The sequence below is a fragment of the Sphingobium sp. BS19 genome (genome assembly GCF_027925545.1).
Lineage (GTDB): Bacteria > Pseudomonadota > Alphaproteobacteria > Sphingomonadales > Sphingomonadaceae > Sphingobium.
In genome coordinates, this window is record NZ_BSEF01000002.1 from 138,820 (window position 1) to 156,173 (window position 17,354).

Annotated in this window: 15 protein-coding genes; 5 read left to right on the plus strand and 10 right to left on the minus strand. The window is 61.2% G+C overall.

Features of this window, described 5'->3' with window-relative positions:
- Positions 1-9: 9 nt before the first annotated feature.
- Genes QMG56_RS03085 through QMG56_RS03095 form a run of 3 tightly spaced genes read right to left on the minus strand, consistent with a single transcriptional unit; the run spans position 10 to position 4,297 of the window.
- On the minus strand, positions 10-1,326 hold the full coding sequence (locus QMG56_RS03085; protein ID WP_281821107.1) for an amidohydrolase family protein: 1,317 nt from the start codon (positions 1,324-1,326) through the stop codon (positions 10-12).
- The gene (locus tag QMG56_RS03090) at positions 1,323-2,714 is read right to left on the minus strand and encodes an amidohydrolase (protein ID WP_281821108.1); all 1,392 of its coding nucleotides are present in this window, start codon (positions 2,712-2,714) and stop codon (positions 1,323-1,325) included. Before QMG56_RS03090 ends, QMG56_RS03085 begins: the two co-directional genes overlap by 4 nt.
- Positions 2,714-4,297, minus strand: a complete 1,584-nt coding sequence (locus QMG56_RS03095; protein ID WP_281821109.1) for a peptide MFS transporter — start codon at positions 4,295-4,297, stop codon at positions 2,714-2,716. The genes QMG56_RS03090 and QMG56_RS03095 overlap by 1 nt, the downstream gene beginning before the upstream one ends.
- 186 nt (positions 4,298-4,483) lie before the next feature.
- Between QMG56_RS03095 and QMG56_RS03100 the strand changes: the two genes are divergently transcribed.
- Both QMG56_RS03100 and QMG56_RS03105 read left to right on the plus strand, forming a co-directional pair.
- Positions 4,484-5,062 carry a nitroreductase gene (locus QMG56_RS03100; protein WP_281821110.1) on the plus strand — a complete coding sequence of 193 codons (579 nt, stop codon included), beginning with the start codon at positions 4,484-4,486 and terminating at the stop codon, positions 5,060-5,062.
- A gap of 74 nt (positions 5,063-5,136) precedes the next feature.
- On the plus strand, positions 5,137-5,484 hold the full coding sequence (locus QMG56_RS03105; protein WP_230188104.1) for a GntR family transcriptional regulator: 348 nt from the start codon (positions 5,137-5,139) through the stop codon (positions 5,482-5,484).
- Here the strand turns inward: QMG56_RS03105 and QMG56_RS03110 are convergent.
- From QMG56_RS03110 to QMG56_RS03135, 6 genes are all read right to left on the minus strand, one after another.
- Positions 5,481-7,445 (minus strand): tetratricopeptide repeat protein, encoded by a 1,965-nt coding sequence (locus QMG56_RS03110; protein WP_281821112.1) that lies wholly within the window; start codon positions 7,443-7,445, stop codon positions 5,481-5,483. The genes QMG56_RS03105 and QMG56_RS03110 overlap by 4 nt on opposite strands.
- Positions 7,442-8,806: a PEP-CTERM-box response regulator transcription factor gene (gene prsR / locus QMG56_RS03115; protein ID WP_281821114.1), complete on the minus strand. Its 1,365-nt coding sequence runs from the start codon at positions 8,804-8,806 to the stop codon at positions 7,442-7,444. The genes QMG56_RS03110 and prsR overlap by 4 nt, the downstream gene beginning before the upstream one ends.
- Positions 8,806-10,881 (minus strand): XrtA/PEP-CTERM system histidine kinase PrsK, encoded by a 2,076-nt coding sequence (gene prsK / locus QMG56_RS03120; RefSeq protein ID WP_281821115.1) that lies wholly within the window; start codon positions 10,879-10,881, stop codon positions 8,806-8,808. Before prsK ends, prsR begins: the two co-directional genes overlap by 1 nt.
- 7 nt (positions 10,882-10,888) lie before the next feature.
- Positions 10,889-12,277 (minus strand): TIGR03013 family XrtA/PEP-CTERM system glycosyltransferase, encoded by a 1,389-nt coding sequence (locus QMG56_RS03125; protein WP_281821116.1) that lies wholly within the window; start codon positions 12,275-12,277, stop codon positions 10,889-10,891.
- A gap of 179 nt (positions 12,278-12,456) precedes the next feature.
- On the minus strand, positions 12,457-12,729 hold the full coding sequence (locus tag QMG56_RS03130; protein WP_230188099.1) for a hypothetical protein: 273 nt from the start codon (positions 12,727-12,729) through the stop codon (positions 12,457-12,459).
- 73 nt (positions 12,730-12,802) lie between these two features.
- Positions 12,803-14,191, minus strand: coding sequence for a short-chain fatty acyl-CoA regulator family protein (locus QMG56_RS03135; RefSeq protein ID WP_281821117.1), 1,389 nt, complete (start codon positions 14,189-14,191; stop codon positions 12,803-12,805).
- 182 nt (positions 14,192-14,373) lie between these two features.
- Between QMG56_RS03135 and QMG56_RS03140 the strand changes: the two genes are divergently transcribed.
- Entirely contained in the window at positions 14,374-14,526 is a 153-nt protein-coding gene (locus tag QMG56_RS03140; RefSeq protein WP_230188097.1) for a hypothetical protein, read from the plus strand.
- Positions 14,527-14,697: 171 nt separating this feature from the next.
- Positions 14,698-15,084 carry a hypothetical protein gene (locus tag QMG56_RS03145; RefSeq protein ID WP_281821118.1) on the plus strand — a complete coding sequence of 129 codons (387 nt, stop codon included), beginning with the start codon at positions 14,698-14,700 and terminating at the stop codon, positions 15,082-15,084.
- Positions 15,085-15,088: 4 nt separating this feature from the next.
- On the opposite strand, the gene QMG56_RS03150 is transcribed toward QMG56_RS03145, so the two are convergent.
- The gene (locus tag QMG56_RS03150; protein ID WP_281821119.1) at positions 15,089-16,405 is read right to left on the minus strand and encodes an amidohydrolase; all 1,317 of its coding nucleotides are present in this window, start codon (positions 16,403-16,405) and stop codon (positions 15,089-15,091) included.
- A gap of 120 nt (positions 16,406-16,525) precedes the next feature.
- Between QMG56_RS03150 and otsB the strand changes: the two genes are divergently transcribed.
- Positions 16,526-17,290 carry a trehalose-phosphatase gene (gene otsB, locus QMG56_RS03155; protein ID WP_281821120.1) on the plus strand — a complete coding sequence of 255 codons (765 nt, stop codon included), beginning with the start codon at positions 16,526-16,528 and terminating at the stop codon, positions 17,288-17,290.
- The last annotated feature ends 64 nt before the right edge of the window (positions 17,291-17,354 follow it).

Here is a 17,354-nt window from a genome sequence, read left to right on the forward strand (position 1 = left end):
GCGCGTCGTTTAGCGATCGTAGGCTTTGGGCAGTGCGCCCGGCGTGGGCGTCGCATATCGGTCGCGCAGCTTGGTCTGGCGGTTTTCCAGCGGCTGTTGCTTGCCGTCGATGAAGACGGCGGTTGGCGCGGACATGAGTTCCAGCGGGTCGCCGTCCCAAATCACCACATCGCCTGCGCGGCCGGGCTTGAGCGAACCGATGCGGTCGCCCATGCCCATCACTTCGGCGGGCGCGGAGCTGATAGCCCGGAGTGCCTGTCCCCAGCTTAGCCCGGTGGCGCCGGGGATCTTCTGCAGCGCGACCATGTTGCCTGCCTGTTGCATGGCCCAGCGGAGCTGGACGGCGTCGTTGCCGTCCGTCAGGCCGAGGGCGACGAGAACGCCTGCCTCCACCATGCGACCGACATTGGATTGCGTGGCGGCAAGCGTTTCGAAGCTGGCGGGCAGATCGGTGAGACCAGCGGTGATGACCGGGATCTTGGCAGCGGCGATTTCGCGCGCCACGCGCCAGCCTTCGGCTGCACCGACCAGTACGATCTTGAGTGTCGGAAATTCCTTGCGCAGTGCGATGACGCCAAGGATATCGGGGCCGCGTTCGACATGGACGAGCAGCGGCACCTTGCCCTGAATGACGGGCAATAGCGCCTTCGCATCGACGCGCAGGAGCAGATTGTCCTTCGAGCGTCCGTCATAAGCCGCAGGGTTGCGGGCGTAATCCTGCGCTTCTTCCAGCAATGTGCGGAACATCAGTTGCGCGGCGGGGCGGCTGCCACCGGCCTTGGCTGCGCCGGTTTCGCCCAGTTCGACATATTGGAAGGCGCGAGGTTGCGTCACGTCATCCATGTCGGTGCTGAGGTCGATGACGGCCCCCTGCCCCGCAAAGATGCTGTTTCCCGCCGACGGGACGACGACGGCGCGGGTGACGCCGCTGGTGCGGCTGATCGCGATGGGATTGGCGAGCGGATTGATCGCGGTGGACACATCGATGGCGGCAGAGAAAGGCGACTTGTTCGCTTCGGTATCGTTAGTAGATTCGACTGCTTCGACTTCCACTAAGCCGACACGCGAAAAGCCCGATATGATGCCGGGTGTGACCCATTGTCCACTAGCATCAATGCGTTGCGCGCCCCCCGGGATGGCGACGTTTGCGCCTGCCGCCGTGACTTTGCCGTTCACGATGACGACGGTGCCGTTCTCTATGGCTTCTGAACCGTCACCGATGGCGAGTTTGCCGCCGGTGATGGCTATGGTCTGCGCAATCGCCGGGGTAGCGAAGGCAGCGAGGGCAGCGGCCCCGGCCAGTGCGGAAAGAAACTTGCGGCTCATTTGGTGTCTCCCGCGCCGATCTGGCCCAGTTCGAAGTCGCTGACGGGGCGACGTTTGGGATCGTTGGCATCGTACATCAGTGCGCCGTCTATCCAGACCCGTTCGGGCCGGGTGTAGATGCTGAATGGGTTGCCGTTCCACAACACGACATCGGCCATCTTGCCAACCTTGAGGCTGCCGGTCTGATCCGCGATGCCCATTGCCTTGGCAGGGTTATAGCTTAGCCATTCCCACGCAATTTCTTCGGGTATGTTGATGCCCATGCGCTTGCCAGCGGCGATGGCCTTGGCCGCTTCCTGATTGAGACGCTGAATGCCGTTTTCATCGTCGCTGTGGACGATGGCGCAGGCACCGGCGTTCTGGACCAGAGCGATGTTTTCGCGGATGCCGTCATAGCTTTCCATCTTGAAGCCATACCAGTCGGCCCACATTGCCGAGCAGATGTTGTTGGCTTTCAGCAAATCGGCGATCTTGTAGCTTTCGACGGCATGGTGGAAGGCGGTTACCTTGTACCCGAACTCCTTGCTCATATCGATGACATTGGCCATTTCGTCAGCGCGATAGCAGTGGTTCTGGACGAGGATCTTGCCTTCCAGCACGTCGGCCAGCGTTTCCATCGACAGGTCGCGCATCTGTTCCTTGTTGGCGGCGCGTTTCTTTTGATATTCGCGGGCCTTGATCCAGGTCTGTCGGTCCACGGCGATGTTGCCCATGCGGGTGCTGGGTTCGCGGCCCTTGCTGCCGTAGACGCGCTTGGGGTTTTCACCGCAGGCCATTTTGAGGCTGTAGGGAGCGCCGGGGAACTTCATGCCTTGCTGCGTGCGGGCATAGACGTTCTTGAGCGTCACGCCGCGACCGCCGAAGAGGTTGGCGGAACCGGGCAGGATTTGCAGCGCAGTCACGCCGCCATTGGCAAGCGCGCGGGAGAATCCCGGGTCTTGCGGCCATACGCTGTGTTCGGCCCAGACGTCGGCGGTAACGGGGCCAGTAGCTTCGTTACCGTCGCTTAGCGCCTGCACCGAAGGAGACGGATAGTCGCCCAGATGGCTGTGAATGTCGATGACGCCGGGCGTCACATATTTGCCGGTGCCATCGAATACTGTCACGTCCGCAGGGATCGGGGTGTCCGGTCCGCCGACTGCCGTGATCTTGCCTCCCGAAAGGAACACGACGCCATTTTCGATTTTGCCGCCTTCGCCATCGAGGATGGTGGCACCCTTGATGACCGTCGGTACGCCGGGATAGGGCGTGTAGGTCGAGGGGAAGGGATTTTCCGGCGCGGTCGAGGGTCCGGGCGTGTTGCTGCTGGCGCTTTTGGGCGCTTGCGTTGTGCCGGTGCAGGCAGTCAGCGCCAGCGCCGCCGTCAGACCGAGATAAGCGGTACGCATCACAATGTCTCCTTGCCGGCGGCGAGCCCTGCTGCCCCCGGTTCTCCGATTTCTTTCTGACCCGCGAGCGGCCCGGTGTCCGTCAACGTATCAAGGTGCATCATCCGCTTGATGATGGGCGATACAAGTATCACCAATATGCCCACGACGATGACCGCCCAGCCGAGGCGGGTATACACTTCCAGCACCTTTTCCGGCCCCGCGCCTTCGCCGCCGGTTGCCCGCGCGATGAGGCCCGCCACGAAATTGCCCGCCGCCGTTGCGAGGAACCACGTGCCCATCATCAGACCGGCGATGCCGCCGACGCTGAGGCGCGTCATGGCCGATAAGCCGACGGGTGAAAAGCAAAGCTCGCCCATCGTATGCAGCAGGTAGATGCCGAAGATGAAGATGACGGGAGTCAGGTCCGCCCCTGCCGCGACTGCGCCGCCGACCAGAACGAGAAAGCCAAAGCCGATGAGCAGCAAACCGATGCCGAATTTGGCAGCTGTATTGGGCTCCATCCTGCGCTTAGCCAACCAGGTCCACAGGACGGCGAACAGGGGCGCGAGCAGGATGATGAAGGTCGAGTTCACGGACTGAAATACCGACGCGGGCACATCCCAGCCGAAGATATGACGATCGACATTACGATCGGTGAAGATGCTGAGCGAGGAGCCTGCCTGTTCGAACAGACCCCAGAACAGCGGGTTGAGCGCGATCAGGAACAGCGCCGCAAGGATTCGGTCGCGATCGATCCGTTCGAAGGTCGTGAAGATTCGATAGAGGATATAGGCGACGGTCGCGAAGGCGAAGACCAGCAGGGCGTAGCCAACGACATCCTGATACTGGATCAGCCCCCATATGCCGATGACCGCAATCGCCGAAGCGGCGTAGATCGTCCATTCCTTGCTTAGCTCAAGCGATGAGCGCTCCGCCAGCACGACCGGATTACGCGGCTCACCGGCCCCCTTGAGCGTTGGCTTGCACAGCACGAATACGACGAGGCCAAGCAGCATACCGACCCCGGCTGCACCGAAGCCCCATGCCCAGCCGAGCGTTTCACCCAGCACGCCACAGATGATCGGTCCCAGCATTCCACCGACATTGATGCCCATGTAGAATATCGAATAAGCCGGATCGCGGCGAATATCGTCGCGGGGGTAAAGCTCCCCCACCATCACGGAGATATTGGCCTTGAGAAAGCCGGTGCCGATGATGATGAACGACAGCGCGAGGAAAAAGCCATTGAGATGATAGCCGCTCTGGCCCGATGGTCCTTCGGTGATAGCGATCAGGAAATGGCCGATGGCGATGAATATTCCGCCGCACAACACGGCCTTTCGCGCGCCCAGATAGCGATCCGCCAGATATCCGCCGATGACAGGCGTGATATAGACCAGCGACGTATAGGCACCGTAGATCAGATAGGCTTTGTCGTCACCGAACAGGAAATGCTTGGTGAGGTAGAAGATCAGCAGCGCGCGCATGCCATAATAGGAAAACCGTTCCCACATTTCAGCGAAGAACAGGACGAACAAACCGTGGGGATGCCCCAGCAACGTCCCCTTTTTATCGTCAGTAAGGTTATACTGCGTTGCCATGCGGTTAGACCCTCTTTGTATTCGATAGCAGCCAGCTCGAAAGGCGGCCTGTCATGGCAGAAGCCTAGCGCAAAAAATTCGCGTGTCAAAAAAGTTACCGAATTGAGGAATAAAATTCCAACATCGTTTCGTTAAGGAACGCGCTGGAGGCTTGCGTCGCGAGGATTGACCAGCCATTTAGCAGCGATGTTCAACGATATATCCTCCCCCATGACGCTGCTGCAAACGCGGCGATCAGGCAAGCCGCGCGACATGACCGCGCCCGGACCGAATGCGGAGCAATTGCGCACCATATTGGAAGTCGCGGCGCGGACGCCGGATCATGGCAAGCTGGCGCCGTGGCGCTTCGTCATTGTGCGCGAGGATCAGCGCGATGCGCTGGCGGCGCTGCTGGAGCGTGCATATCGCGCGGATAAACCGCAGGCCGGGCGGCTGGAGATCGAAGCGATGCATCAGTTCGCGCATCAGGCACCGACACTGGTCGTCGCATTGTCCAGCCCGAAGGCGGAGAGCAAGATTCCGCTGTGGGAGCAGGAGTTGTCGGTCGGTGCGGCGATAATGAACTTGCTCAACGCCACTCATGCGAGCGGCTTTGTGGGCGGTTGGCTCACCGGCTGGCCATCCTATAGCGATATGGTGCGCGACAGCTTTGGAACGGCAGAGGAGCGGATCGCCGGGTTTATATTCATAGGCACGCCGGGACGTCCGCAAGACGAGCGACCGCGGCCAGAATATAACAATGTTGTTATGAATTGGGACATATAATGACACATTCAGACATGTCTTTGGAGCGATCATTGCCTTGACGTGACGGGCTGTATTATGGCACTGCATCAGTCATGGCCGATGATTCAAAACCCGTCTACCTTCGCTTGCGCGACATCATTTCCGCATCGATACTGGACGGCGAATATGGCGATGGCGACATGTTGCCGTCCGTCCGCGCCTTTGCCGCGCAACAGGGTGCCAATCCACTGACGGTGGCCAAAGCCTATCAGAGTTTTCAGGACGACGGGCTGATCATGGTCAAGCGCGGCGTCGGCATGTTCGTTGCCGAAGGGGCTTCGCGTAAGCTGCGGCGCGCCGAACGTACGCATTTCCTGGAGAATGTCTGGCCGCCCGTGGCCGCGCAGATGCGGCGGATCGGGGTATCGCTGAACGATCTGTCGGTCGGGGAAGACGCTTAGCTTTTCTTGGATAGCGCCGCTTGGGCGGTGCGCAAATGATCGCTCAGCAGGGTGTTGCCCGGCGCGAGCGCGACAGCTTTTTCCAGCAGATCGACGCTGGCGCGATTTGGTCCGCGCAACTTGTACAGCAACCAGCCATAGGCATCGGTCGTCACAGGCCCAGAAGGGAACAACCGATAGGCGTGGGCCGCATAAGTGAGCGCGCGTGGGGCGTCACCCTGCCCCAGATTTGCCCAAGCCAGATCGGTGAGCAGATACGCATCGTTGTTCCCTATCCGCGCGCGAACCGCCTCCAGCGCAATAGCCGCACGCTTCCAGTCATTGGCGCGCATCCAAGCGGTCGCGGCGAGGCGATTGGCATCGACACTGTTGGGATTCTGGCTGAGATAGAGCGATAACGCCTGTTCGGCGCGTGCAGGTTCCCCTGCCCGGTTCCATGCCATTGCAAGGCGCAGGGCGACGTCGCCGGTATATTTGAGATCAGCAGCGGTGCCATAGCTTTGTGCGGCCTGATCCCAGCGACCAGCCTGCGCCAGCGCATCGCCCAGCGCCACATGCGCTTCGGGTGCGCCACGATTGGCGTTACGCAGGATCGTCGCGCGGGCGATGGCCGTGTTCGTGTCGCCTTTCGCAAGGAGCACGCGTACATAGGAAATGTTGCGGCCGGCTACCCGAGGGTCGGCGTTGGCCAGCGCGCTTAGTGCCGGGATATCGGGATCGAGCGGCAACAGGGATGGCTGTTCGCGATCCGGGCGAGTGGCGCGGGCCAGCAAGGCTTCGGCAGCGACTTTATCGCCCAGCGCTTCGCGAACGCGCGCGGCAAGCAGCACGGTATAAGTGTCGGCATCGGTGCGCGCTGCGAGCGGGCCGAGGATCGCGTCTGCTTCGGCGGGCTGGCCTACTTCAAACAGAGCACGACCGTACAGGAGACGCGCCTGGAAATTGAACGGCTGCAGGTCCACAAGCGCGCCAAGCTGGTCCGACGCAAGTTGGGCATTGCCGCTTTCCAGATGGAGGATGCCGCGCAGGAGCATCGTCGCGGGCTGGCCGTCGAGCCGGTCGCCGACCTTTGCCAACATTCTGCGTGAAAGATTCATGTCCCCGGCACGGGCGGCCATCACGGCCTGCATGAAGAAAGCGCGCGGGTTGTTGCCATCCAACGCGATGATACGACGGGTGAGCGACAGCATCCGCTGCGCCTGCCCCATGTCGGCCAGCGTGGCGGCATATTCGGTAAGGGCGGGCAGATAGTTTGCGTCGATGGCCAGCGCTTGGTCGAACCAGGGGATCGCAGCCGCGGGGCCATATTGATCGCGGATCAGTTCGGCGCGCAAAGTGATGGCGCCCGGGTTTCGGGGGGCCAGTGCAATGGCCCGGTCGCTGGCGATCAGCGCATTGGCGCGATCACCCGTGGCGATCCTAAAGCGGCTGAGGTCGATCCATGTCGCGGCGTCCTTTGGCGCAAGTTCGAGTGAGCGGTCGAACGCAGCCAAGGCTTCGGGCACTTTGTCCTGCGCCTGAAGCGCACATCCGGCGATGCGCGCGGCGTAGGCGGCATATGCCGCAGGCACATCCGCCGCCTGTGCTTCGGTGAGGGCAAGCTCTGGGTCACCGCTGAGCAGCAGAGCGTGCGCCATAAGGTGACGGGTGGTAGCGGACGAAGCGCCTAGCGCGCGGGAGCGATCAAGTTGCCCCTTCGCCCCCAGCCCGTCCCCCAGCGCTAGCAGAACGCGCGCCTGTGCGACGCGCGCGGTTGCCCAGTTGGGATCGGCCCGGATGGCATTCATCAGTTCGACGCGGGCAACGCGGGGGTCGCCCTTCTCCAGCGCGGTGAGCGCGCGTTGTACCATCGGGCGGGCGTCGTCCCGGCTGCCCGCGCTCAGTCCGTGGATCGGCGCGACCAGAGCCGCCGTCGCCGCCAGTCCGATGCCGAGCGACAGTGCAAGACGCTTTGCCTTCACGCCTGCATCTCATATTGCTTGAGAAGATCGTACAACGTCGGCCGGCTGATGCCGAGCAGCTTGGCCGCACTGGAGATGTTCCCCTCCGACCGGGCGATTGCGCGGCGGATGGCGCGCCGGTCTGCGATCTCGCGGGCAGCGCGCAAATTGATGAGTTCAACGCCTTCATCGTCTCCGGGCAGTAAGTCCAGATCCGCCGCCGTCACCAGCTTGCCGTCGGCCATGATGATCGCGCGCTTCATGCGGTTTTCCAGTTCGCGAACATTGCCCGGCCACGCCCATGCGTCGAGCGCGGCCAATGCATCGGGGGCCAGCCCCTTGACGCTAGGATTCATATCCTTGGCGAAGCGCGTCAGGAAATGTTTGGCGAGCAAGACCGCATCGCCGGAGCGTTCCTTGAGCGTGGGGATTGCGATTACGATTTCGGCGAGGCGGTAATAGAGGTCTTCGCGAAATGTGCCGGCGGCGATCATCGTTTCGAGGTTCTGGTGAGTGGCGCAAACGATGCGGGTGTCGACGGCTATCGGATCGCGTCCGCCGACGCGCTCGATCACCCGTTCCTGCAGGAAACGGAGGAGCTTAACCTGTATGGGCAACGGAATGTCGCCGACTTCGTCAAGGAACAGCGTGCCGCCCTGCGCCATTTCGATCTTGCCGGGTGTCGTCTTTACCGCGCCGGTGAACGCGCCCTTTTCATGGCCGAACAGTTCGGATTCCAGCAGTGTGTCGGGAATGGCCGCGCAGTTGATGGCAACAAACGGCTGTGCGTTCCGGTTGCTGGCATCATGGAGGCCGTGGGCTAGCAGTTCCTTGCCGGTGCCGCTCGCGCCAAGCAGCATGACAGAGATGTTCGTGGTGGCGACGCGCTCTATCGTCCGGGCGACCTTGAGCATTTCCGGCGCGGCAGTGATGAGGCGGCCTAATATGCGGTTGTCGAGTGCAGGCTGTTCCACCAGCCGCGCATTCTCCCGCTCCAGCGCATGAACGTGGAATGCGCGGCTGACGATCAGGCCGAGTTCGTCGATGTCGATTGGCTTTTGATAAAAGTCGTATGCGCCGCCCGATATGGCGTTCAGCGCACTTTCCCGCGCGCCGTGGCCGGATGCGACGATAACTTTGGTATCGGGTTTGATCTGCAGGATTTCCGCGAGCGTCGCGAACCCTTCGGTCGTGCCGTCCGGATCTGGCGGCAAACCAAGATCGAGCGTGACGACATCGGGCGCTTCGGTGCGTATGAACTCAATGGCTTCCTCCCGGTCGCCTGCTATGAAAACGCGATAGTCGTCATAGGCCCAGCGCAATTGCCGCTGCAGGCCGGAATCGTCTTCCACGATGAGGAGCTTGGGACGCATGTCCGCCATCAGGCTGCCCTTTCCTGCGAGGTGCTATGGTGGTTCGATCGGGCGCGAGGCAGCGTTAGCGTGAAGCAGCTCCCCTCGCCTACCCGGCTTTCCACGTCGATCCTGCCGTCCATGCTGCGCGCCAGCTCGCGCGCTTCGAATGCGCCGATCCCGAATCCGTCCGCCTTGCTCGACGAAAAAGGCTTGAAAAGGTCGCGGCGGATGAAATCGGCACTCATGCCTGTGCCACGGTCGATGACCTGTATGGTAACGCCGTCGCCGTCGGTGCCCAGATGCAGAATGACCGGCGCGTCCGGCGCGCTGGCGTCGATAGCGTTCTGAACAAGGTGGACCAGTATCTGTTCGAGCCGTTGCGGATCGGCCATCGCGTCCGACGCGCTGCCGGTTACCTTGACGAGGCGCTGGCGCGCTCGCGCGGTGGCGACAGCGTTGGCGACGGCGCAGACGTCGATGGCGCGCGGTTCGTCCTGCCGCCCTTTGTTATGCTGAGACAGGCGAGCGAGCAGATCGTTCATCTTACCCACCGAATCGCGCAGTGTGAGGATCATGTCGGCGCGAAAATCGGGATTGTCTGCGTGGCGTTCGGCGTTGCGCGACAGCAGCGAAAGCTGACTGACGAGATTTTTCACGTCATGAATGATGAAGGCGAAGCGGCGGTTGAATTCGTCGAACCGCCGCGCATCTTCCAGCGCCTGCTGCCCCTGCGCTTCGCTGATATAGCTTGCGACTTGGCGCCCGGCCGTGCGGAGCATATCGAAATCCTCCCAGTCCAGCCGCCGGTCGACGCGCGGGCGTCCAAGCAGGATGGCACCGATCAGACGGTCGAAATGGATCAGGGGGACCAGCGCCCAGACGGCACTGTCGGACATCATCCACGGGGCAACATCGCGCGACCCGCCACCGCTACGCAACTCGTCGAAGTCGATGATGAAGCCAGTGCGTTTGAGACCTGCTGCGTCGGCGGCGTTCATCGCCTTGGTGGGAACGGTGGTCGCCGGCCAGTTCCACACACATTCAACCGTCAATGCGCCGCTCTCATCGGGTAGCAGCAGCAGAGCGGACGACGACTCCGTTATGTCCGCAACAGCCTTGACCACGCGCTCGTATATGGGGGCGGCATCCACGTCCGGCGCGCCGATGGTGTCGACAAAGCGCATCCATTCGCTGCGATAATCATAGCGATGCTGGAAGAAATGTTTCGATATCAGCACCTTCACCAGGCTGCGAAAGCGCTGGGATGGCAGCAGGACCAAGGCCGCGACCAATCCTGAAAAGGTCGCGGCAACTTCGATCAGTCGTGCATAGGGGCCAGCCAGCCATTCGATGGCAACGATGACGATGGCAAGCACGACGAGGTACAACCCGACAGCCACCAGCGAAAGCGACCGAAACGCGACAGTGCGTGACAGCCGCAGGCGCCATTCACCGCCCCCGCGCATCCCCACGCCCATTACAAGCGCAAGGATAGCCATCCCCATCCCCCTCAACGCATAAATTTCAGACGCATCGGTGTTGGATAGGCCAGCGATGCCATACAGGTTGAGATCATAGGTCCACATTGCAACAAGCGCAGCCATGACCAGGGCGATGCGCGCCCGTCCCTCGGGTGCGGAGATCGTAAAGAGATTGTGGACCAGGACCAACGCACCAATTGCAAACATCATACGCAGCAGCAAGCTGAGGACGACCAGCGATTGGAAGGAAGCTGTCATCGAGAGGTCGGGGAGCAGATCGGCGACGGTCTGCATGGCGAGCACGCCGCCCAGAACGCCGTAGATAAAGGTAATCGAAATCGGGTGCCGGGTTGTGCTGCCTTCGCCATGACGCAGCATGACGAACATGAAAAGCAGCCAAAGGCCGTTACGCAGGCTCTCCGACAAACCCGAAAGTGGTTCGGTCACACTACTGAAGGCCGTGTGCAACGCCCAAAGCGACGTAGCCACCACCGCAGCGAACAACAGGTTGCGTTCCAGCTTCGCTTCATGGCCGCGCAGGATGTAGATCGCCAAGGCTGCGTACAAAGCCGCAGCCAGAGCATGGCCCCCGTCCCCGATGAGTTGCAGCAGGCTGTTCATCGCGACCTCAGCGCGCGCCTTCGGGCCACAGGATGACCCGCAACGTCTGGATAAGGATCAGGAAATCGAGGAACGGCGTATAGTTCTTCGCATAATAAAGATCATATTCCAGCTTGTTGCGGCTGTCTTCTACCGACGCGCCATAGGGATAGTTGATCTGTGCCCAGCCGGTGATGCCGGGCTTCACCATATGGCGTTCGGCATAATAGCGCAGATGCTGTTCCAGATCCTCGACGAACTGGCGGCGCTCGGGACGCGGGCCGACGAAGCTCATTTCGCCTTTGAGCACGGTCCAAGTCTGCGGCAATTCATCGATGCGCAGTTTGCGCAGCCAATAGCCAAGGCGGGTTATCCGCGGATCGTCTTTTTCCGCCCATTGGGCCTGTCCGTTGACTTCGGCGTCCAGTCGCATGGTGCGCAGCTTCACGATCCAGAATTCCTGACCGTATAGGCCGACACGCTTTTGCCGGTAGAAGGCAGGTCCTTTGCTATCCAGCTTCACAGCCATGGCAGCGACAAGGATAACGGGGCCGGTGAGCAGGAGCAGCGCGGCGCTGGCGATCATATCGAACAAGCGCTTTGCCATCGACGAAAGCCGACGACCGGCGGAGAAGCCATCGGAAAAGATCAGCCAGCTTGGGTTGACGCTATCGAGGTCGACGCGGCCCGTTTCGCGTTCGAGGAACGTCGAGAGATCGTTGACGTGAACCCCGGTCGTCTTGATCCGCAACAGATCGGACATGGGAACCGCATTGCGGCGTTCTTCAAGGGCAAGGACGACTTCGGTCGCCGCCAGACGGACAACGAAGTCCGCGAGATTATAGATCGCGCTGCGGTTGATGGCTTCGGCAATCACCTGAGGCCCGTCGTTCATGCCTATATAGCCAACGACGAGGAACCCGGCGCCCTTGCGCTGCTCCAACTGACGAATGCGTTCCGCGCGATTGCCTGCGCCGAGCACGACAAGCCGACGCTTGAACCCTTCGCCGCCCAGCATCGAACCCAGCAACATGCGCAGGACCATGAGGAAGAGGAAGGAAAAGCCCATCGCATACAGCGAATTGGACCGCCATAGCGTCATCGCAGGCAGCAGGAAATGCATGACCGACAGGAAGATCACGCCGAGCGAAATCGCGACGATGAGGCGCGCCATGGCGAAGCGCAGCGACTGCAACGCCTCCGTCCCATACACGCCAACGGCGATCATGCCGACCTGAAGCGCAATGGCAAAGCTCATGAGAGGCGCAATGCGGGTGCCGATGTAATCGACATCCATGCCGATCTGATGCGCGCGCAAAAGCCAGCCGGTTTCGGCAGCGCTTAACAGCATCACAAAATCGAGGAAGCCCAGCAGCAACACTGCGTGGGGGACATAATGTTTGAACAACCGAACCATGCGACGCGCGCTTCCCTGCTTGCCTCGCTCTCGGCATCAGAAAGCCGACAACGAAAGGCGGGAACATGACAGACGCTGCACCTTACAGCCGACTGTCAATATTCCCGACATAGCAAGCAGTGTCGCGCAAAATCACAAAGATTTGCTGAATGCCCAGAGAATGCGGTCGAAACGCTGGGTTATTCGTCTTTGAGCTTGTTGGCTGCGTCCTTGGCAGCATCGCCTACGCTGCTCGCGGCATCGTCCACCGACTTGGCAGCGCCGATTACGGCATCGCTTTTTGCGTCTTCACGATTGTTGGATTCCATGAAGAAATATCCAACCGCCAACAGCAATGCGAGACCGATGATCGCCAATATGACCATGCCTCCGCCGCTGCTGCGCTTTTCGATTATCGTAGTGGTGTGGAGGGGAGCATCGGGTGCGCGCGGTTCGGAACGGTTGTCGGTCATTATTGTCTCCTGCTACCCTGGAGAGAAGGTAACGATGGAGCGAAGCGGTCGTTCCGTCGGGTGCACTGCGGCGTCAGTCGCCTGAGAAAGAAAAGGGAGAAAGCCCGCGCTCCCGGTCGCTGAAACGCAGTGCCCGCCCTCTGGGTGGCGCGCTGCGTTGTGCGCAAAGTTCGCGCGTGCAGGCGGAACAGCCCGGCCCCACAGGTTGCGCCTCACCGCCTTGCAAATCGATGCCGCGCGCCGACAGCAAGGGGGCGGCGAACTCCGCCTTCAGCCCCAAAGCGATGGCAAACATCGCGCCGCCGCCCTGCAACGCTGCGCCCTGAGCAGCAACGGTTCGGGCCATGGTGAACCAGCGCTCGCCATCTTCCAGTGCCACGACTTGCCGTACGATTTCGCCGGGGCGGGCGAAGGCGGCGTGGATATCCCACAAGGGACAGCGCCCCTCCGCTTCGACGAGCAGCGATGCGCTGGCTCCGGCGTAGCGTTTCGATACTTGCCCCGCACGGTCGATGCGGAGCATGAAGAAAGGCAAGCCGCGCGAACCGACCCGCTGCAAGGTGGTCAGGCGATGAGACACTTGCTCGAACCCCGCGTTGAAACGGCGCTGGAGCAAGAGAAGGTCATAGCCGCTGCCCTCGCACGCCCGCAGGAAGCGCGCATAAGGCATCATCAGGGCGGCAGCGAAATAGCCAGTGAGGTGACGCCGGAACAGCCGTTCGGCGGTGCGATCTGCCAAGGCCGCGCCCGTCACCAACGCATTGATTTCAGCAATCGCTTCGAGGTCGGCGAGCAGATAGGCCACCTGAAAACAGCGTGATGCGCCATCGAGCATTTCGGAAATCTGAAGCTGGCGGGCATGAAGGTCGAGGCGGCGGACGCGGTCCGGCATCACGTTGGCAGGTAAGATGCGGATAGCGAATTGATGTTTGACGCGAAGGCGCTCCGCAATGGCGCCGTACAGATCGCCGGAACTCAGCCGCAGCTCGTCGGCCAGGCCTTCGGCCTGCGCATCCAGATCGGCGAAGTGATTGCGCCAGCGTTCTATCTCACGGCGAACGAGCGCAATCGGCGCCGCTTCCTCACCCACGGCCCGTGTGCCGCCTTCCGCAGCGCGGTCGAAGGCGCGCGCGAAAGCTTCGGCGCCGCCGGGCGCTGCGGCCAGCCATTCCTCTATTTCCGTCCGGTCGATGTTGAGGTCCGCGAACATCGGATCGGAAAGGCGGCGACGCAGACCATCCATGCCGCCGCCTGGCTCGTCGGCACCCAATGCGCGTGGGTCGAAATCGAACCGTTCGGCCAGCCGAAGCATCAGACCGGCCGATAAAGGTCGCTGGTTACGTTCGATGAGGTTGAGATAGCTTGGCGATATGTCGAGCGCCGCCGCAAGGGCAACTTGCGTCAAACCCGCCCCGCGCCGCAGCCGACGCACTGCATGTCCTGCCAATAGTTTTCCAGCCATTCAGGAGCAATGTCACAAACTTTACAGAATGACAACATGGAGAACGCATTCTTCGACGGTCTGACTTCAATTTTTTACAACTTCTGTCGCCTTTATGCTCCATGGGACGTAATCAGGGTGCAACGCCGCAGACTGCTGCCGCGCCCCATTGACGACTGATTGCAGAGCCAAGGAGAAAGACGATGACCGAACCCACCCGTTCACGCGCGGTCTTTTCGACCGAAGACTTTTCGCTGATGAAAGAAGCGATCGGCGACTACATCAAGAAAATTCAGGACAAGCCGGAATCGGCAAAGTTCAGCAATTTGTATCACCGGCTCGGCCGCCTCGGCTGAACATAGCCCACGATCTTCCTGGGGAGGAAGCGAACCCGTCGCATGACCGTTTGGTCAGGCGGCGGGTTTCGTATGTGCGCTCCGTCATTGAGGCCAGAATACCGCGGTGACGGTTTATTCACCATCTTGCGGCTAAGGTACGCGCCATATTGCACCGGATCGCAGGCTGTTATGTACAAGAAATTCGCTATCGTCGTTCTGTTGCTGGCGCCGGTAGTTACGATGGTCGCCAGCCGCTACACCCCGTCCAAACATATCGACGCACAGACGGCATCCGATATGGCGCCCATGACGGAAAACACGCCGGAGCAAATCGCTCCACAGCCGATCGAGATGGCGCAGCCCGTTGTCGAAGAGCCGTCCAACGCAGTAGCGATTGCGAGCGCCCCGTCGGCGGGCATGCCGATGCTCGACCCAAAAGGGATCGATCCGACGCCCGCGCTCTTTCCCGGCGGCGCGGCGCCGCCACCGCCGCGGGTGGAGGACGTTACGCCCGACGCACCGCCCAGCGTAAGCCCGCATGACGAGGTGGACACCGATCGACCACCCGGCGTGTAGCGCCCTATTTCTTCGTCAGGATATCGAGTGCAGCGACCGTCAGGGCTTCAGCGGCGGTCGGCACAACTTTTTCTGCTTCAGGTGCCCAGAACGGGCTGTGCAAGGACGGTAATGAGACGTCGCCTTTTGCTGCCTTCGCCATGATCGGCGCGGGAACGCCGCCCACCCAGAAGATGAAGCTCTTGATTGTCTTGTCCTCGCGATAGAAGCGGCTGAAATCTTCGCCGCCCATAACCGCAGGTGCCTGAACGACGCGATTGGCCCCGAAGTGCCCCTTGAACAGTGCGGCGATTTCCTGCGCGAATTCGGGCGGATTATAGGTCGCGGGCGTAAATTCGTCCTTGATCGTCACTACCGGCATCCGGTCTTCCGGGATACCCGATGCGATGGCCTCGCCTCGCGCAATCCGCTTGATGCCGTCGAGCAATTGCGCGCGAGTTTCATCGGAATAGCTTCGCACCGTCAGCAACAGCGTTGCTTCGTCGGGAATGATGTTGTGCTTGGCCCCGGCACGGAAGCTGCCGACCGTAACGACAGCAGGGTCCTGCGGATCGCGTTCGCGACTGACTAGCGTCTGCAGCGCCATCACGATCTTCGACCCCAGCACGATAGGGTCGCGCGTAGTATGCGGATAGGCGCCGTGGCCGCCCACGCCCTTTACTACTATGTCGACGCTGTCGACATTGGCAAGGGCGAAACCGGGGGTCCAGGCGATCTTGCCCGCTTCGAAATTGGCCGCGTCGTGAAAGGCGATGGCGTGCGTCGGCTTTGGAAAACGTTTGTAAAGCCCATCCTCCAGCATCATCCGGGCGCCTTTGCCAGTTTCCTCAGCAGGCTGCAGGATCATGACTAGCGTGCCGGCCCATTGCGCCTTTCTGGCCGACAGCAGCTTGGCCGTTTCGATCCACGCCGTCATATGTGTGTCATGGCCGCAGGCGTGCATGACTCCGCTTTCGATACCGTCACCCGTCGTCGCGCGCACTTTCGATGCGTAGGGCAAGCCCGTCTGCTCGATCACGGGGAGGCCATCCATATCGGCACGGATCAGCAGGACCGGGCCGGTGCCGTTCTTCATCACGGCCACCACGCCGGTCCCGCCGACCTTCTCGGTCACAGTAAAGCCCATCGCCTTGACCTGCGCTGCCAGCTTGGCCGCAGTTTTCACTTCCTGACCGCTGAGTTCCGGGCTGGCATGCAGGTCGCGATACAGCGTCATCATCTCAGGCATATCAGCCTTGATCTGAGCAGAAACATCCTGCGCGATGGCGGGCGTAGCAAATAACAGCGGTATTGCGGCCAGAACGACCGGGGCGGTGCGCATGATTTTTCGTCTCCCTTGACTTGGCAGCCAGCATAAGGAGAAAATTCGGCGCGAATAGATGAGAAACGTTAATGGGCAAGATGGGTTGTTATCTGCTCCGCCCTCCCCATTATGAGCGGTATGGCCGACATTGACAGACTCCCTCCCCTGCCCGTTCCGCCATTGGCGTTGATGGAGGGCGCCAGCCTGTTTCTCGATTTCGACGGGACGCTGGTGCCGCTGACCGACGTGCCCGAAGCCGTGGAAGTCGATCCGGCCCTCCATGCTCTCCTGCGGCGGCTCCACGTGGCCCTCGACGGGCGGCTGGCGATTGTCAGTGGACGGTCTGTCGCGGTGTTGCGCAATCTGTTCGGCCTGCGCGACTTTACGCTCGCGGGTAGTCACGGGCTGGAATTTGCGCAGCCCGATGCGGCGCCCCACGCACCGCAACGGCTTGAAGCGGTCGATGAGGCGCAAGCAAAGCTGCTGGCTTTCGCAGCGGACAAACCCGGCCTTTTGATTGAACGGAAGACGTTGAGCGTGGGCCTGCATTTCCGTCAGGCGCCGCAATGGGCGGAAGCCTGTCGCGAACTGGCCGAACGACTGGCACGCGAAACTGGCCTTTTCCTGCAGATCGGCAAGATGCTGTATGAACTGCGCCCCGGTGGAGCCGACAAGGGTAGCGCCATCCGGCATCTGATGAGGAAAGCGCCGATGTCACATGGAATTCCCGTATTCCTGGGCGACGATGTCACTGACGAGGACGGCTTTGCCGCTGCCGTATCTTTGACGGGCAACGGGATATTGATCGGACCCGAGCGCGCCACAAAAGCACAGTGGCGGTTGGAACATGTTGATGCCGTCAGGCATTACCTTAATGAGAGTGTCGCGCATTTGACCTCTTAAGGTCTAACTACGCCTGCCACTCATCGGCTTATTGCGCGGCCCTGTCCCAAGGATTTGCTTGGAT

Bases quoted from the DNA above. Each gene is read 5' to 3' on its own strand.
- QMG56_RS03085 (WP_281821107.1), bottom strand. From the start codon at position 1,326: ATGAGCCGCAAGTTTCTTTCCGCACTGGCCGGGGCCGCTGCCCTCGCT.
- QMG56_RS03090 (WP_281821108.1), bottom strand. From the start codon at position 2,714: ATGCGTACCGCTTATCTCGGTCTGACGGCGGCGCTGGCGCTGACTGCC.
- QMG56_RS03095 (WP_281821109.1), bottom strand. From the start codon at position 4,297: ATGGCAACGCAGTATAACCTTACTGACGATAAAAAGGGGACGTTGCTG.
- QMG56_RS03100 (WP_281821110.1), top strand. From the start codon at position 4,484: ATGTTCAACGATATATCCTCCCCCATGACGCTGCTGCAAACGCGGCGA.
- QMG56_RS03105 (WP_230188104.1), top strand. From the start codon at position 5,137: ATGGCCGATGATTCAAAACCCGTCTACCTTCGCTTGCGCGACATCATT.
- prsR (WP_281821114.1), bottom strand. From the start codon at position 8,806: ATGGCGGACATGCGTCCCAAGCTCCTCATCGTGGAAGACGATTCCGGC.
- prsK (WP_281821115.1), bottom strand. From the start codon at position 10,881: ATGAACAGCCTGCTGCAACTCATCGGGGACGGGGGCCATGCTCTGGCT.
- QMG56_RS03125 (WP_281821116.1), bottom strand. From the start codon at position 12,277: ATGGTTCGGTTGTTCAAACATTATGTCCCCCACGCAGTGTTGCTGCTG.
- QMG56_RS03130 (WP_230188099.1), bottom strand. From the start codon at position 12,729: ATGACCGACAACCGTTCCGAACCGCGCGCACCCGATGCTCCCCTCCAC.
- QMG56_RS03135 (WP_281821117.1), bottom strand. From the start codon at position 14,191: ATGGCTGGAAAACTATTGGCAGGACATGCAGTGCGTCGGCTGCGGCGC.
- QMG56_RS03140 (WP_230188097.1), top strand. From the start codon at position 14,374: ATGACCGAACCCACCCGTTCACGCGCGGTCTTTTCGACCGAAGACTTT.
- QMG56_RS03145 (WP_281821118.1), top strand. From the start codon at position 14,698: ATGTACAAGAAATTCGCTATCGTCGTTCTGTTGCTGGCGCCGGTAGTT.
- QMG56_RS03150 (WP_281821119.1), bottom strand. From the start codon at position 16,405: ATGCGCACCGCCCCGGTCGTTCTGGCCGCAATACCGCTGTTATTTGCT.
- otsB (WP_281821120.1), top strand. From the start codon at position 16,526: ATGGCCGACATTGACAGACTCCCTCCCCTGCCCGTTCCGCCATTGGCG.